This is a genomic window from Legionella brunensis (assembly GCF_001467025.1).
In the GTDB taxonomy this organism is placed as follows: domain Bacteria; phylum Pseudomonadota; class Gammaproteobacteria; order Legionellales; family Legionellaceae; genus Tatlockia; species Tatlockia brunensis.
In genome coordinates, this window is sequence record NZ_LNXV01000004.1 from 335,580 (window position 1) to 352,014 (window position 16,435).

The following is a 16,435-nucleotide window of genomic DNA, read 5'->3' on the forward strand; positions in this document are numbered from 1 at the left end:
ATTTTTTATTTTCATGCCTAAATGAGGTGAATGAATGTCTTATAAATTTGAAGAGGGTAAAGATTTAATTGTCGATGCTGTAGTTGAGCGATTACTGGAAAAAATGGAAGAAGATCAAGCTTCTTTTTGCTCCGAATTTGTTCGCCAATTTTATGGCACGGTAGCACTCGAAGATTTAAAAGAGTCGGATATTGAAGACCTCTATGGTGCTGCAGTTAATTTTTGGTCTCTTATTCAACAGCGTGCTCCTGATGAAACAAAAATCCGCATTTATAATCCTGATTTCGAGCGTCATGGATGGCAAACAACGCATACTGTTGTAGAAATCATTACTGATGATATGCCATTCTTGGTGGATTCATTGCGTATGGTAATTAATCGTCTTGGATTAGTCTCTCATCTCATTATGCATATGGGGGGATTGCGATTACAAAGAGATAAAAAGCATCAAGTTACTGCTATTTTCCCTCGGAAAAAAGAGGATGATGACGATATTGAAGGCGTATCCACTGAAGCTGCCATTTTTATTGAAATTGATAGACAAACCGACCCTTCTATTCTTGAGGATTTACATAGCAATTTTGAGCGTGTGCTAGAAGATAATCGAGTTGTTGTGAAAGATTGGATTCCCATGCGTAAAAAGGTTCGTGAAGCAATTGCGGAGCTCGACGAAGTCACCTCTGTGCTTGATCCGGATGAAGCTGAAGAAACAAAAGCGTTTTTAAATTGGATAGAAGATCATCATTTTACCTTTTTAGGTGTACGCGATTATGAGTTGATTCAAAAAGGTCAGGAAACTATTTTGCAGCCCTTACCAGAAACAGGGTTAGGTGTTCTGCAGCAAAGCATGAGTAAATCAAGTGCACGTAGTATTTCGGCAATGACACCAGAAGCCAGGGAGCACACCTTATCCTCTCGTATTTTGGTAATGTCTAAAACGAACACAGAAGCGACGGTGCATAGACGTGCCTATACCGACTATATTGGCATCAAGCGTTTTGATAAAAAAGGACATGTTATTGGTGAGCGTCGTATCATTGGTTTATACACTTCCGCAGCCTATAACACGAATCCTAAACATATTCCTTTTTTGCGCCATAAGGTTGCGCAAATTATGAAGAATTCAAATGTAAGTCCTCGTGGTCATGCAGGTAAAGTGCTGCTTAATATACTTGAAACTCTGCCACGTGATGATTTAATCCAGGCGTCAGAAGACGAATTGCTAGAAATTGCAATGGGCATATATTATATGCAAGAGCGTCGACGTATCCGGATGTTTGCACGTGCTGATGTTTATCGTCGTTTTATTTCCTGCCTGGTATATGTGCCAAAAGAGCGCTTTAATACAGAATTACGGCAAGCGATGCAAAAAATACTTGCTGAAAGTTTTAACTCTCATGAAATTAGTTTCTCCACCTGGTTTTCTGAGTCCGTATTGGCCCGTATTCACTTCATGATACGAACCAATCCTCAAGACACCACTCAATGGGATTTTAAAGAGATTGAACAGCGGTTAATTGAAGTAGGGCGAACTTGGACAGATGATTTGCAACATTTTCTCTTCGAAGCTTTTGGCGAAGAAAGTGCAAATCAATTGTACGCTCGCTACAAGAACGCGTTTCCTATTGCTTACACATCGAATTTTTCACCAAGAACAGCTGTTTATGATATAAAGCACATAGAAACACTCTCTGATAAAAATCCATTAGTAATGAATTTTTATAAATTGATGGATGAGAAGACGGAAAGTTTTCGTTTAAAAATTTATCAACATGACAATACTATACCTTTATCGGACGTTCTACCAATTATTGAAAGATTAGGCATGCGAGCAATTAGCGAAAGGCCTTATCTATTAAAGTTTGAAGATGGGAAAGAAACCTGGATTAATGACTTTGCCCTTCAATACACGCGGGGAACCCAATTTGAAATTGATGATATTAAAGATCTGTTTCAGAATGCTTTTGCAGCTGTCTGGTTTGGCGAAGCAGAAAATGATGGGTTTAATCAGCTAATATTGGGCGCAGAAATAGATTGGCGTCAAGTGGCTGTTTTAAGAACCTATGCGAAATATTTTAAGCAAATTGGTTTTACTTTCAGTCAGGAATATATCGAGTCTGCTTTAAACAATAATGCACATATCGCTGAAAAATTAGTACAGTTATTTGAAGCACGTTTTAATCCGGATATCAAAGGGCACAAAGAAGAAGATTGCAACCGCATCGCTAATGAAATTTTTACAGCACTGGATGATGTCGCTAATCTTGATGAAGACAAGATCATTAGACAATACGTTCAGACAATCCGCTCAACATTGCGAACCAATTATTATCAAACTGATAAGAAGGGGAATTATAAAAGCTATATTTCTATTAAATTGAATAGTAAAGAAATCCCTGGTGTGCCTAAGCCTTACCCCATGTTTGAAATTTTTGTCTATTCACCAAAATTTGAAGGTGTCCATTTGCGTGGGGGCCGTGTTGCACGGGGAGGCTTGCGCTGGTCAGATCGCCGCGAGGATTTCCGAACAGAAATATTAGGCTTAATGAAAGCGCAACAAGTTAAAAATGCTGTAATTGTTCCCAGCGGAGCCAAAGGTGGATTTGTCCCTAAACACATGCCTGTTAATGGTACGAGAGAGGAAATCCTCGCTGAAGGAATTCGCTGTTACAGGCTTTTTATACGCGGGTTGCTCGATATTACTGATAACTATAGCCAAGGTGCGGTAGTCAAACCATCTCATGTTGTTTGTTATGATGACGATGATCCTTATCTGGTTGTTGCTGCCGATAAGGGGACGGCTACTTTCTCCGATATTGCCAATGAAATTTCGCTTGAGTATGGCTTTTGGCTCGGAGACGCATTTGCTTCAGGAGGCTCGGTTGGTTATGACCATAAAAAAATGGGTATTACAGCAAAAGGAGCTTGGGAGTCTGTAAAACGTCATTTCTATGAAATGGACCGCGACATTCAAACAAGTGATTTTACTGTGGTTGGTATTGGTGATATGGCCGGAGACGTTTTTGGTAACGGCATGTTGTTGTCTAGACATATTAAATTGCTAGGAGCATTTAATCATGTTCATATTTTTGTAGATCCGGATCCTTCCCCTGAAGCGAGCTTTAAAGAGCGTGAGCGCTTATTCAACCTGCCACGTTCAAGTTGGACAGATTATGATAAGAAATTAATTTCTAAGGGCGGTGGTGTATTTAATCGTAGTGCGAAATCCATCACGGTTACCAAGGAAATGAAGGAAGTATTTGGAATTAAACAGGCCGCCATTGAGCCCAATGAATTAATTCGCGTTCTTTTAAGGGCGAAAGTAGATTTGTTGTGGAGTGCCGGAATAGGAACCTTTGTGAAGGCGCAAACAGAGAGTCATGCTGATGTTGGTGATAGAACAAATGATACAATTCGCATTAATGCCAAGCAGCTACGCTGCAAAGTTGTTGGAGAAGGTGGTAATCTTGGTCTAACTCAATTGGCACGTGTCGAATATGCCATCAATGGTGGCCTCATCTACACTGATTTTATCGATAACTCTGCTGGTGTTAACTGTTCGGATAAAGAAGTTAACATCAAAATTCTTCTTGATGGTATCGTTGCTGCAGGTGATTTAACTGAAAAGCAACGCAATGAGCTATTAAGTGAAATGACAAATGAAGTTTCTACATTGGTCTTAAGAGATAATTTTGCTCAACCTCGAGCTATCAGTTTAACTGCGATGCAGGCTGGTGGATCAGTTGAACTTCATAGCCGTTATATCAATGAATTGGAGCGCACTGGTAAATTAGATAGAGATTTGGAGTTCTTACCTACTGAAAAAGCGTTGATGGAAGGCAAGTTAACAGGTAGGGGGTTAACTCGTCCAGGAATTGCTGTTTTACTTTGTTATACAAAAACAATCTTAAAAGAACAAATCCTGGCTTCTAATGTCCCAGAAGATCCTTATTTGAAAGACACCTTAATTAGTTGTTTTCCCAAACAACTACAAGAGCGTTTTAGTAAGCAGATGCAAACTCATCCGTTAAAACGTGAAATTATTGCAACTCGTTTAAGTAATCTTATTGTCAACGAAATGGGTTTCACTTTTGTCTATCGTTTGCATGATGAAACTGGAGCACCTGTTTCTGCTATTGTACGTGCTTATATGATTGCAAGAAGTGTCCTTAATCTTGAAACAATCTGGGCTGAGATTGCCGCTTTAGGTACTACCATTACCGCAGAAAAGCAAAACGAATTAATGATGCTATACGTGCGCTTACTTAGACGCGTTACTCGATGGTTTTTGCGTAGTCAACGGATGCGTTTAAATATTAGTAAGGCTGTGAAGTATTATGGCCCTGGAGTGCATGAGTTTAAAAAAGCATTCCCCAATATCCTTGGGGAAGGTAATCGTGTTCAATACGATAGGCATTTCAATGAGTATATAGAGTTAGGGATACCTGGTGGTCTTGCCCATGAGCTAACGCTTACCAGGGCACTATTCTCAGCTCTGGATGTGATAGAAGTCAGTCATCAAACAGAAATTAGCGTTTCAAAGATTGCAGAAGTTTATTTTGGTATTGGAGAGTTTTTAGAGTTGAATTGGATTCGTACACAAGTCATCTCTCATACTACCGAGAATCATTGGGAATCTTTGTCTAGGGAAGCTTTGCGTGATGATCTGGATTGGCAACAAAGACAGTTAACTGCCGGTATTATTAATCTTTCAGATAAAGAGAAAAATTTTATGAAATGCTTAGGCGTTTGGTCTGAAAATCATATCGGCCTCATTGAACGATGGCGTCATGTGCTGTCTGATTTACGTTCGAGCAGTACACTTAACTATACTATGTTCTTTGTAGCTATAAGAGAGTTGCTTGACTTAACTCAAACAACTGTACAGATGTCATCAGCGGAAGTCGCCTGATATGCCTTAATCAAATCCTGCGGCTTATTTTGCAGGATTTGATTTGTAATTTTTGCCGGTTCTAAACGAATGCAAATTAGGTAATTTTGCTTTTCAAATTTTTTCAACTCGTTGTTACTTCAATAAGCTTGATTGTATTTGCGGCAGCGGTACAATGCTGTTTCGACTATACTGGAGTGAAGGACTTTCGATGACAAAAAATTTTGCTAAGGAGTACTCAAAAGGTTTTAAATTTGTTCATTGGTTGGTTGCCTTGTTGGTTATTATCATGTTGTGCGTAGGCTTTTTTCTTGATGATATACCAGAACAATATCAGCCTATTGCTTATCTGATTCATAAGTCAGTGGGGCTTACAATTTTATTTCTTATGATTTTTCGCACTATTATGGTAGCTTTCAAAGGAAGATTACCTTTGCCTGAGTCAGTTCCATTGTGGGAAAAATTATTTTCTCGTCTCGTGCAGTACAGTTTTTATATTTTCTTAATTTTAATGCCTTTGAGCGGTTGGATAATGTCTGTTGCTGCTAATAGGATACCGTCATTTTTTGGCTTGTTCCTTTTGCCAATACCCGGTATAGAACCCAATGAGCCCTTGGCTCATTTCATGGCTGATGTTCATTCAGTGATTGCGTGGATTCTTATCGTGTTAGCTACTCTGCATATTTCTGGTGCGCTAAAACACCATTTTTATGATAAAGATGAGGTTTTGCGCCGCATGCTCCCTTAGTACAATGAAGTAACTCCTTATAAGGAGTTACTTATACTCTCTAGGCAGTCACTAAAGATAAATCATTCAATTGGTCTTCAATGCGAATTTGAGGAGGGTATTCTAAAAGAATACTGACTGCGATTAAAGAATGATCATTTCCAAGCGGACAGAAATCTATCAGTTCGCCCACTTCTTTTTTTCCTGATAAGTCGAACAATTTCTTACCTGCAAATAAGGGTTCTTTAGATTCAATAGTAAATAAGCGCAAACCATGCTTAAGTTTTGCTTTATAATGAGTTCGTGCAATGATTTCTTGTCCCTTGTAGCAACCCTTCTCAAAACTTATATGATTTGATAAATGTAGATCCAGGCGGTGGGGTAAGAACAAGCCTCTTGTTTCTGGATAGATCTGTAGTTGTTTATTGCTAAGCTGTAAATAATGCCAAGCTAAAGAACCCCGATATTGAGCAGTTTGTCGGAATGGATTTACAAGCGCTTCTGCTTTTTCTTTCTTAGCAACAAGAATATAGAGATTATCTCCAAGACAATAACTTACAAACTCTTCCGTTTGTTTTACAGAAAACTGCTCTGCAGGGAGTTCTATATCGAAGGGTAGAATATCTCGAGGATTATTCAAATAAAAACCAAAAATTTGACAAGAATGATTGGGCTCTATCTTGACTCTGGAAAGCATAGCGGTTTTGGTAAGCGAGTTTTGCGTTTCCGAAAATAAATCGCTAGGCAAAATGAGTTGGAAGTGATGCCAATATATGACATCTAGCAATGTCAGGATTCGCCCTTTTAAATTGCATTGAGCACCTTGACGCATGCTGTTAATGGTTACTTGACGTAGGTCACAGGTGAGTTGTCCTTGCAAAAATTCTTGTGCACCTTCACCTACGATAGACAAAATCCCAAGATTAGCTAATTCGAAGAGGTAGTTTTTATCATTCTGAAAGATAAACTCACTAGACAAAGATAAAGTATAAGTATAGGGTCGATGGTTAATTAAATAATTATTAGAAGTCATTTTAATATCTTATAGTTTGCGATAGTTGTGAAGTTTAGTGTAACATCGCCTCGGCTGACAATTAGGTAACGTAATGATTGATATTTCAAGAAAAGCCAAACTCATGTGGCACTGTAGACGAGGCATGCTTGAATTAGACTTGATTCTAACACGTTTTGCTGAGAGTCATTTAAATGTTCTGACGGAAGAACAGCTAGATGCCTTTGATAAGTTATTAGGTTGCATCGATCCTGAACTTTATAGTTGGTTAATGGGGTATGAGCAGCCCACTGATAAGGATTTAGTCGATATTGTTGAGTTCATCAAACTACACGATAAGTTTCGGTAAATCGTTTAATTTTTTACGTGTTGCAACGTTAATTTACAGCTCTGCTTTTCTTTTATTATTCCATAGTACATGGCAAGTATGGTTAAAACTTTTGTTGACTATCCCATTAGTTTTTCAGCTGATACGTATTTTCTATAATCCAATCCCTTATGCTAAATATTTAAAGTTAACTTATCACAATAAAGAATGGCAATTGTACGAACGTAATGCATCTACACCCTTACATTATGAAAAGGTGCGAATTGTTATTAATACAGGCTTATTTTTTCTTTTAGAATTACGGAAAGCAAATAAGCGAAAAGTTTTTGTTATATTCGCAGATCAAATCTCAAATAGTACTTTCAGGGATTTGAAAATACATGAAAATTTTGATCAAAATTAAAGCAATCGGTAAGTGTGTCGACATAAGAAGTAGGGTATCTGATTGAGAAACTTATGGATTGTAAGAACTTAACGGATAGTCAACTAATTAAGCTGGCACTCACAGGAGATTCTTTCGCCGTTAATCACTTAATTATTAGATATCGCACAAAGATTTTTCTGCAAATTCATTCTCAAGTTGATGATTTTTCAATGGTCAATGATTTAGCGCAAGAAGTTTGCCTAAAAGTTTTTCGCTACTTGCCATCGTTTAAACAGCATTCAAGTTTTACTACTTGGTTATATAGAATCACACAAAATACAATAATAAACCATTTTAGAGCAATAAAGATGGAGTTTCAGGAAAGTATTTGCCTTGCTACAATCGAAACTAGTAATTACTCACCCGAATCCTATGTGTTTGGTCTGCAACTTGGGCAGCAGATTAATGCAATTTTATTAAACATGCCAGAAGAGCTACAGCGCTGTTTTCATTTGTATGTAACTAAAGGATTGAGTTATAAAGCCATAGCTAAACATTTGCACTGTCCTTTAAATACAGTACGTTCTCGCATTCATCGTGTTCGCCATTTGTTGAAAGAACGAATAAATTTTGATTCTTAAGTTTCGGTTCGCTCCTAAATCAGATTTTCTGAGGTTCTTACCACGTTAAATCAAATGAAGCTTGCAAAGAAAAGCTGTGTTAGAATGCACAAATCATGGCAAAACCCAGACCTTTATGCTTGAAAGTGATCGTTTGATAAGTGCCAATTCGGCGGTTTCAGAAGAAGCGTTTGATCGTGCCATCCGACCCTTGAGTCTTGATGAATATATTGGTCAGGATGCGGTGTGCTCTCAAATGCGAATTTTCATTGATGCGGCTAAGAATCGTAGAGATGCGCTCGACCATGTGCTTATTTTTGGTCCACCAGGTCTTGGAAAGACAACTTTAGCGAATATTATCGCTCACGAAATGTCTGTTAATTTAAGACAGACTTCAGGACCAGTTCTTGAGCGCGCTGGTGATATTGCTGCTATTTTAACCAATTTGCAAGAAAATGATGTGTTATTCATCGATGAAATTCATCGCTTAAGTCCGGTTATTGAGGAAATTCTTTATCCGGCTATGGAAGATTACAAATTAGATATCATGATAGGAGAGGGGCCTGCTGCCCGCTCAATTAAATTAGAGCTGCCTCCTTTTACTCTTATTGGCGCAACGACAAGAGCTGGTTTATTGACTTCACCCCTGCGAGACCGCTTTGGGATTGTACAACGCCTGGAGTTTTATTCGATTGACGCTTTGTGCCATATTGTATCACGCTCAGCAAAATTACTTGGCGTTAAGACTGAAAGTGAAGGCGCTAGAGAAATAGCCATGCGCTCACGAGGAACACCAAGAATTGCAAACCGCCTTTTACGCCGAGTAAGAGATTATGCCGAAATTAAAGGTGAAGGTATTATTACATTAGATATTGCAAAGCGGGCTCTGGAAATGCTTGATGTCGATCAACATGGTTTTGATATGATGGACAGAAAGTTAATATTGGCAGTGATTGAGCGCTTTTCTGGCGGCCCTGTTGGGGTAGATAGTATTGCTGCAGCCATTGGTGAGGAGAAAGGGACTATAGAAGATGTGCTTGAACCTTATTTGATTCAGCAAGGATTCTTAATGCGAACTCCCCGTGGGCGAGTTGCTTCTCAATTAGCCTATCAACATTTTGGGATTCCAATCGTTAAGCAGGAATAACAAATGAGTTTAACTGATTTACATCATTTCAACATTAGAGTTTATGTGGAAGATACTGACCTCATGGGGATTGTTTACCATGCGAATTATCTGCGCTTTTTTGAGCGTGCAAGAACTGAAATGATTCGTAATGCTGGCTTGTCTTTAACCACACTTGCAACGTATGATTGCCATTTTGCAATTAATGACATAAAGCTGCGCTACCTATTCCCTGCAAAGCTTGATGATAGTTTGACTGTGGTATCAAAAATAGGGAGTAAAAAGTCTTGTAGTGTAGTGTTTGAACAATGCCTTTATAATCAGGATAATCAGTTGTTATGCGAAGGTTTTATTAAGCTAGTATGTGTAGATTGTTCCATGCAACCTAAGCGCATACCGGAAAATTTATTTTAAAGTTATAAAATATAGTTGGAGGAAAACGTGGGTAGCCATGCCAGTGTATTGGGTTATTTTATGCAAGCCGGTCTGGTTGTTAAGACGGTAATGTTAATTTTACTTAGTGCATCCATCATATCATGGACTCTGATATTGCAAAGAGCTTGGTATTTCAAGCTGAAAAAGGAAGAATGCGATGCCTTTACGCGACGCTTTTGGGCAAGTAGTGATTTGAGTAAATTATATGCAGATGTTGATAGCAATGTAGATACTAGACAAGGATTAGCAGCCATTTTCCATGCAGGCTTTAAAGAGTATGTTCGTTCGCGTAAGCTTGGAGGTATTCTTATTGAGCCAATTCAGCGGGCAATGCAAATTAAGCATGCCAAAGAAGCGACCCTACTTGAACAGCATCTTCCTTTTTTTGCATCAGTAGGTTCTATTGCTCCTTATGTGGGTTTATTTGGTACTGTTTGGGGGATCATGACGTCTTTCCAAGCTCTAGGTCATGCGCAGCAAGCAACGATTGCTATGGTGGCTCCAGGCATTTCTGAAGCGTTAGTGGCGACAGCTCTCGGTCTCTTTACAGCTATTCCGGCAGTTATTGCATTCAATCGTTATTCAACGCGTGCTAATAATTTGCTTGATCGTTATGACTTGTTTCAGGAAGAATTAGTCTCTCTTATTGAGCAGCAGACAGCAGTGCCTGTAAGAGGATAATTGTTATGTTGAGAAAAAAAGCAAGAGCAGCATCAAATCCTATTGCTGAAATCAATGTAGTGCCTTATATCGACGTTATGCTGGTTTTGTTGGTGATCTTCATGATTACAGCACCTATGCTAACTCAAGGTGTCACTGTCGATTTGCCCAAAGCCGCAAGCCAGACATTAAAGCCTACTGAACGCGAACCAATTATAGTTTCTGTTAATCAACAGGGTGATTATTTTCTTAACATTAATGCTGCTCCCGACAACCCAATAGAACCTAAAGCATTAATGGTTCGTGTTGCTGCTGAATTAGAGCTGGCGCGCCAAAATAATCAACCTATCAATGTGTTAGTAAAAGGAGATCAAGGTGTTGCATACGGTAAGGTAGTGGGGGCAATGAGTCTATTAAAACAGGCTGGTGCTGAACAAGTAGGGTTATTAACTGATTCATCTGATTTGTCGCAGGAGAATCAGGGATGATTAATGATCAGAGTTATCGCAAAGCTTTTTATATGGCTATTGGCTTACATATATTTTTAGCATTGTTATTACTGGTCGAATCGACCAGCCAGCGACCTGTAATGACCATGGCTAGAAATGAGCCAAGCAAGGCTTTACCAATAGAATCAACGCAGCCACCTAAAGAAGTAGTTAAAGCAGTTAGTATTGATAATCAAGAGCTCATGGAGACGGTAAATCGTTTAAAAGAAGAGCGAAGTAATCAACTGAAGGCTGAACAAGCAAGGCAACAAGCATTAACACGCCAAGCCGAAATGGCGCGTCAAGCTCGTGTTAAAGAGCAGCAACGATTGGCTAAATTAAAAGATGAGGCTGAAAAAGTAGCTATTGCTCGGAAAAAGCAGATAGAGGAAGAGCAAAAGCGATTAAAGCAATTAGCTTTGCAGAAAGAGCTGGAAGCTAAGCGGCTTGAAGAGTTAAAAGCCAAACAGCAGCAATTGCAGAAGAAGCAGCAGGAAGAGGCCGAGAAATTAGCGCAATTGAAAAAAAAGCAGGCAGAGGAAAAACTTAAAGAGGAAAAAGATAAGGCAAAGAAAGCTCAAGACAAATTAGCTCGCCTTGAGAAGGAAAAAGCAGACAAAGAAAAGGCAGAGTTGGCTCGCGCAGAAAAAGCTAAGGCCGAGTTGGCAGAAAAAAGACGCCAAGCTGCAGCGCAACAAGCGGCTGATGATGCCGCTAAAAGAGCTCGTTTGGCAGGTGAAGTTGATAAATATAAGGCAATGATTGTTAATGCAATCGGCCGTCAATGGATATTACCTGAAAACGTAAATAATAGTTTATCGAGTCAATTTAGGATTCGTTTAGCCCCGGATGGCGCGGTATTGGAAGTAACGCTAACTCGCAGTAGTGGTGATCCTGTTTTAGATCGCTCAGCACAAACCGCTATTTATAAAGCATCGCCGCTTCCAGTGCCTACTGATCCAGAGACTTTCGATATATTTCGTGATATCAGTCTAACTGTACGACCAGAGAATGTTAGGGGGTAACTTGTGTTAATTAAACATCTAATAACACCACTTTTTTTATTATTTTCTACTGCAGTTTTTGCAGTCGATCTTGAACTTACTCAAGGGATTAGCTCTGCTTTACCTATTGGAATTAATTCCTTTGGTTCAGAAACAGTAGGCCAACAAATTTCAGCGATTGTAGATAATGACTTGCACTTTTCTGGTCAATTCAAAATTATCGCCCCTCCCTCAAGCTATGGACAGCCTTCAGTGGCTACCTGGCGTCAGGCTGGTGCAGATAGTGTTTTATCAGGAAATATTCGACGTGTCGGTTATAATCGCTATGAAGTTAGCTATGAACTTGTTGATGCAGTCGCCCAAGGTCGAGTCTTATTATCAAAAAGCTACCAAATTAGTGCTAATGAAGTACGTCCATTGGCACACCATATTAGCGATGAAGTGTATCAAAAATTAACCGGAGAGCGGGGTATTTTCTCAACCCGAATCGCCTATATTTTAGTACAGCGCAGTGGTGAGAATGCCAAGTATTTCTTGGAGGTAGCTGATGTTGATGGATACAATCCGCAGAGTTTGCTTGTTTCAACAGAACCTATCATGTCACCTGCATGGTCTCCTGATGGACGACAAATTGCTTATGTGTCTTTTGAGAAGAAAAAAGCCCAAATATTTACTGTGGATGTAGCAACAGGCCGACGACGTCTAGTGACGGATTTTACCGGTATTAATGGTGCTCCAGCCTGGTCTGTTGATGGGCGTCAGTTAGCCGTTGTGTTATCAAAAGGTGGTTCTCCGAAAATTTACAGCGTTGATTTAAGTAGTGGAAGTATGAAACAGCTCACTTTTGGTGATGCTATTGATACAGAGCCACGTTATTCTCCTGATGGCCGCTCCTTACTTTTCACCTCAGGAAGGGGTGGATCACCTCAGGTATATCGTTTATCACTTGCTGATGGCAGTGTTAGCCGGGTTACTTATGAAGGGAATTATAATGCTAGAGCTTCCTATACTCCTGATCAAAAGAATATAGTTATGTTGCATCGCGAGAATAAGAGTTTCAACATTGCTGTACAAGATGATGGTGGTCGGGTTACACAGTTAACATTTGCGCCAATGGATGAGTCGCCTTCAGTAGCACCGAATGGTCGTCTAATTCTTTATGCAACTCGCTCGGGTGAGCAAGGTGTTCTAGGTGTGGTTTCAATTGATGGACGTATTAAAACACGTCTGCCAGCGAGACAGGGTGATGTTCAGGAACCAGCCTGGTCCCCTTATTTAGGATGAGAATAAGTGACAAAAAAACTAAATTTTTTGATCTCTAGCTTGATTTTGGGTTTATGCGTAGTCAGCAAGGGTTATAGTTGGAATTCTTTGGGTCATCGCTTAGTGGCCCAAATCGCTTATCATCATCTTACTCCGCACACAAAGCAGGTACTTAATCACTACAACCATGCCCTGGATAAGGTCTACAGGCCACAAAATCTAATTAATGCCGCGGTTTGGCTCGATAGTTTGCGTTATCGGAACAACCTTTGGCTGGGCGCTAAACATTATATTGATATTCCTTTTTCATTTGATGGCACAGAATTAATTGAAGCAGATGAAATTAATGCCGTGTCTGCAATTACATCTGCCAAAGAGTTAATGCAAGATAATTTGGTCAATGATTTTGAAAAGGGGTTTACTTTACGGATATTGCTTCATGTTGTTGGTGATATTCATCAGCCTCTTCATGCTGCCAATCAATTTAGTATTAAGCATCCTCGTGGTGATCTAGGGGGAAATCTTTTCCCTTTAAAAGCTAATCCAGTTGCTACTAACTTGCATGCTTACTGGGATAAAGGTGGTGGTTTACTAAACACAGGTAAGCACTATAGTTCAACGCAACTTGATAAGAGAGCTTATGCAATAGAAAAACGCTGGCCTTGCCACTTACAAGAGATGACTCTTGATCCACAACTTTGGGCGCAAGAATCTCATCAACTGGCTATCCATAATGCTTATCAAATTCGAGCAGGTGAAAAACCGTCAAAAAAATATCAGCAGATGGTAAGAGTCACTGCTGAGAAACGTATCGCACTTGCGGGGTGTCGTTTAGCCGCTTTATTAAATCAAATTAGCTAAAAAGAAATATCTCATATCAAAATTTCAGCAGGCTAATTATCCATTTTGAGTAGTTCATGGCTACCCATTATCAGAAAGAACAGGTAATTATTGTGTTCTCTAAATTCCTTACAAGTTTTTAATTTATTCACATTTATGGCAGTTAGTTTAATAATTTTTCCTTAACGTAATTGTAGTATGCTTTCAATATATATATTTACAAGCGAGAAATGCAGTGATAACTAAAGATTCTTCTAAAATTGAAGTAATTGCTGAGTTAGAAAAAAATGCCTTAGCACTCTATGATGCATCAGATGAACTTAAAAATGACCCAGACGTGGTCAGGGTTGCAGTCAAGCAGCATGCTTTTGCGCTTACCTTCGCTTCTGCGTCGCTCCAAAATGATCCTGAGTTTCTCCTTAGTTTAATAGATAATAGCATTTTAGTAGTTGGATTTTTTAACGAAAAATTCTTAAATGATTACACGTTTATGACCAAAGTGGTAAAAAAGAATGGTTTAGCTCTTCCTCTTGCCAGTAAAGAAATTGTTGATAGAGATTTAGTCCTAGCTGCAGTCGCGTCGAATGGCCTTGTATTTCAATATGTAGGTGTCTTCAAAGATGATCGCGAAGTTTTATTGACCGCATTTAAACAGAATTTTCTGGCTCTTGGTTATGTCGATAGTGAGTATAAAAAACGTTCTGAATTTATGCTAGAACTATGCGCATTAAATGTAAAAGCGCTACATTACGCAGATGAGGTGCTTAAAAAAGATCCTGGGTTTATGCTTGAAGCAGCAAAAGAGAATATCGATGCGCTTATATACGCAGACGAAGTCTTGAGAAGTGATCGTCAATTTATATTTTTTGCGGCAGCAAGAAATATAAAAGCGTTATATTATGCTTCTGAAGAGCTTAAACAAAACCCTAATTATATGCTTGATATGGCATCAAGATATACTGATGCCCTTAAATACGCTGATGAGACATTGACAAAAAATCCTGAGTTTATGCTCAAGGTCTTAGAAAAAAATCCCCCTGCATTTAAGTATGCCGATGAAACTCTGAAAAAAAATTCGGAGTTTATGCTTAAGGTCGTAAAAATAGATGCCGATGCACTAGAACACGCCCACGAGACGTTGAAAAATCAGCGTGAATTTATGCTCGCTGCGATGGAAGAAAATGTCCAGGCGCTTCAATTCGCTGATAAGGAGCTGACAAAAGATCCTGAGTTTATGCTTAAGGCGGCAGAGAAAAATGTTCATGCGCTTGAATACGCTGATGCTATTTTGACAAAGAATCTTGTTTTTATGCTTGAGGTGGTAACGAAGGATGGTTTAGGTCTAATCTATGCGTCAGAAGAGCTCAAAAGAGATCCGAAAATTGTTTCCGCTGCCGTACAACAGAACCCGGATGCGATTAAGTGTATATCCAAGGAGACCTTGCAAAAGCCTGAGTTTGCCTTTATAGGTAAAAGTGCTGCTCAAATCGACCAATGGCTTCAAGAACAGTTACCAAAAAATCTTGAGCTTAAGGCTCGTAAAAATGCTTATACTGATCTTCTAGAACAACAGATTCAATATTTAAGCCCTGGACAAAAGAAGGAGTTAGCCCTCTATGTCTTAAATGAAAAAGAGCATTTTCTAAAAAAAGAAAGGCATTTTTTCCGTTTTGAGGCCTATTCGAATCAAACTTTCTCCATACACAAACTGGTGAAAACGCTACTGGAAGTAAAACCTACGGATGGCAAAATTAGTATTCATGATGAGCATGAAGATAAAACTCATGTTCTTTATCGACATAAATAATAAAGAAACTAAGGCCAATTATTGAAGTGACTTTTAGTGTTTGAAGAGGTTCAGCGTGTTGCTTGCGATAAGCCAATATCCTGTAGGCTAAATCCCGTATTGCCAAGAAAATAATCCATTATTATTCAATTATTTTTGGTTATTAATTAACGTATAGAAAAACCTTACGCGTCCATCTTGTGCCGGACAAAAAATGAATGAAATAGGTAAAGAAAGTTAGGGGGATTAAGAATAACGCGCTGATTTATACTCAGCTTCGACGAAAAAGGAGCATATATGAATATATCAGCGAGTTAATTGTTTTGCGCAAATGTTATTAGCACTATTTGTAGTGAGGAGTGTTAATTTAAGTGAGCTTGCCGTTTATTAATATTTTTGGTAAAGACTCAATCCAAGAAGTACTTGGTGACCGTGAATTTCCTAACAAAACATTCATTTCATGGCTTGTAGCAGAGAAAATACCCTTTTATTTACGGATTAAAGGTAACGTAGACATTTGTGTTGGAAAGAGGAAATTTAAAACTTCAGCTCAGTTATTCAACCATCTAGCACCATATCAGCAACAGATATTTGGTATGAAAGTTCAGGTTTTTGGCTAATCTCTTTATTTAGCAGGAAGCAAAAACTCTCGCGATCGAAACGCTTTTTGCTGCACTAAAAACAAAGGGATGGCGGTTTGAAGATACCCGGATTATTGAGCCTAAACGCATCGAAAAACTCTTCGTTTTACTCGCTTTGGGATTTGTTTGGGCCCATCGAATTCACGAATGGAGAGCATCTATCAAGCCTATTCCGCTTAAAAAATTACGCAATCAAAAAAGACCAAAACATAGCTTTTTTCGCTTGGGCTTAGATCATCGTAGAGATTTG

Annotated in this window: 15 protein-coding genes; 14 read left to right on the forward strand and 1 reads right to left on the reverse strand. The window is 39.0% G+C overall.

Annotated features, from left to right (window positions below):
* The first annotated feature begins 34 nt into the window (after positions 1-34).
* Together Lbru_RS03140 and Lbru_RS03145 are read left to right on the forward strand one after the other, a co-directional pair.
* The gene (locus Lbru_RS03140; RefSeq protein WP_058440719.1) at positions 35-4,912 is read left to right on the forward strand and encodes an NAD-glutamate dehydrogenase; all 4,878 of its coding nucleotides are present in this window, start codon (positions 35-37) and stop codon (positions 4,910-4,912) included.
* A 190-nt stretch (positions 4,913-5,102) separates the two neighbouring features.
* Entirely contained in the window at positions 5,103-5,639 is a 537-nt protein-coding gene (locus Lbru_RS03145) for a cytochrome b (protein ID WP_058440720.1), read from the forward strand.
* A 40-nt stretch (positions 5,640-5,679) separates the two neighbouring features.
* On the opposite strand, the gene ygfZ is transcribed toward Lbru_RS03145, so the two are convergent.
* Positions 5,680-6,651, reverse strand: coding sequence for a CAF17-like 4Fe-4S cluster assembly/insertion protein YgfZ (gene ygfZ / locus Lbru_RS03150; protein WP_058440721.1), 972 nt, complete (start codon positions 6,649-6,651; stop codon positions 5,680-5,682).
* A gap of 76 nt (positions 6,652-6,727) precedes the next feature.
* On the opposite strand from ygfZ, the gene Lbru_RS03155 reads away from it, so the two are divergent.
* The 12 genes from Lbru_RS03155 to Lbru_RS17695 all read left to right on the forward strand — a co-directional run bounded on the left by Lbru_RS03155 (position 6,728) and on the right by Lbru_RS17695 (position 16,164).
* Positions 6,728-6,979 (forward strand): FAD assembly factor SdhE, encoded by a 252-nt coding sequence (locus tag Lbru_RS03155; RefSeq protein ID WP_193786909.1) that lies wholly within the window; start codon positions 6,728-6,730, stop codon positions 6,977-6,979.
* A complete protein-coding gene (locus tag Lbru_RS17985; RefSeq protein ID WP_420795301.1) occupies positions 6,945-7,361 on the forward strand; it encodes a protein YgfX in 417 nt (138 codons plus the stop codon). The genes Lbru_RS03155 and Lbru_RS17985 overlap by 35 nt, the downstream gene beginning before the upstream one ends.
* 53 nt (positions 7,362-7,414) lie before the next feature.
* A complete protein-coding gene (locus Lbru_RS03165; protein ID WP_058440724.1) occupies positions 7,415-7,963 on the forward strand; it encodes an RNA polymerase sigma factor in 549 nt (182 codons plus the stop codon).
* A gap of 115 nt (positions 7,964-8,078) precedes the next feature.
* Complete coding sequence (gene ruvB, locus Lbru_RS03170; protein WP_058440866.1) at positions 8,079-9,089, forward strand: Holliday junction branch migration DNA helicase RuvB; 1,011 nt, start codon at positions 8,079-8,081, stop codon at positions 9,087-9,089.
* Positions 9,090-9,092: 3 nt separating this feature from the next.
* A complete protein-coding gene (locus tag Lbru_RS03175; RefSeq protein ID WP_058440725.1) occupies positions 9,093-9,482 on the forward strand; it encodes a YbgC/FadM family acyl-CoA thioesterase in 390 nt (129 codons plus the stop codon).
* 27 nt (positions 9,483-9,509) lie between these two features.
* Positions 9,510-10,184: a protein TolQ gene (gene tolQ / locus Lbru_RS03180; protein ID WP_058440726.1), complete on the forward strand. Its 675-nt coding sequence runs from the start codon at positions 9,510-9,512 to the stop codon at positions 10,182-10,184.
* A 5-nt stretch (positions 10,185-10,189) separates the two neighbouring features.
* Positions 10,190-10,651 carry a protein TolR gene (gene tolR, locus Lbru_RS03185; protein ID WP_058440727.1) on the forward strand — a complete coding sequence of 154 codons (462 nt, stop codon included), beginning with the start codon at positions 10,190-10,192 and terminating at the stop codon, positions 10,649-10,651.
* The gene (gene tolA / locus Lbru_RS03190) at positions 10,648-11,676 is read left to right on the forward strand and encodes a cell envelope integrity protein TolA (RefSeq protein ID WP_058440728.1); all 1,029 of its coding nucleotides are present in this window, start codon (positions 10,648-10,650) and stop codon (positions 11,674-11,676) included. Before tolR ends, tolA begins: the two co-directional genes overlap by 4 nt.
* A gap of 9 nt (positions 11,677-11,685) precedes the next feature.
* Positions 11,686-12,939 (forward strand): Tol-Pal system beta propeller repeat protein TolB, encoded by a 1,254-nt coding sequence (tolB, locus tag Lbru_RS03195; RefSeq protein WP_420795302.1) that lies wholly within the window; start codon positions 11,686-11,688, stop codon positions 12,937-12,939.
* A gap of 6 nt (positions 12,940-12,945) precedes the next feature.
* A complete protein-coding gene (locus Lbru_RS03200) occupies positions 12,946-13,779 on the forward strand; it encodes a S1/P1 nuclease (RefSeq protein WP_058440730.1) in 834 nt (277 codons plus the stop codon).
* A 214-nt stretch (positions 13,780-13,993) separates the two neighbouring features.
* Positions 13,994-15,565 carry a DUF4116 domain-containing protein gene (locus tag Lbru_RS03205; protein WP_058440731.1) on the forward strand — a complete coding sequence of 524 codons (1,572 nt, stop codon included), beginning with the start codon at positions 13,994-13,996 and terminating at the stop codon, positions 15,563-15,565.
* A 350-nt stretch (positions 15,566-15,915) separates the two neighbouring features.
* A complete protein-coding gene (locus tag Lbru_RS17695; RefSeq protein ID WP_058440732.1) occupies positions 15,916-16,164 on the forward strand; it encodes a hypothetical protein in 249 nt (82 codons plus the stop codon).
* Positions 16,165-16,435: the final 271 nt, after the last annotated feature.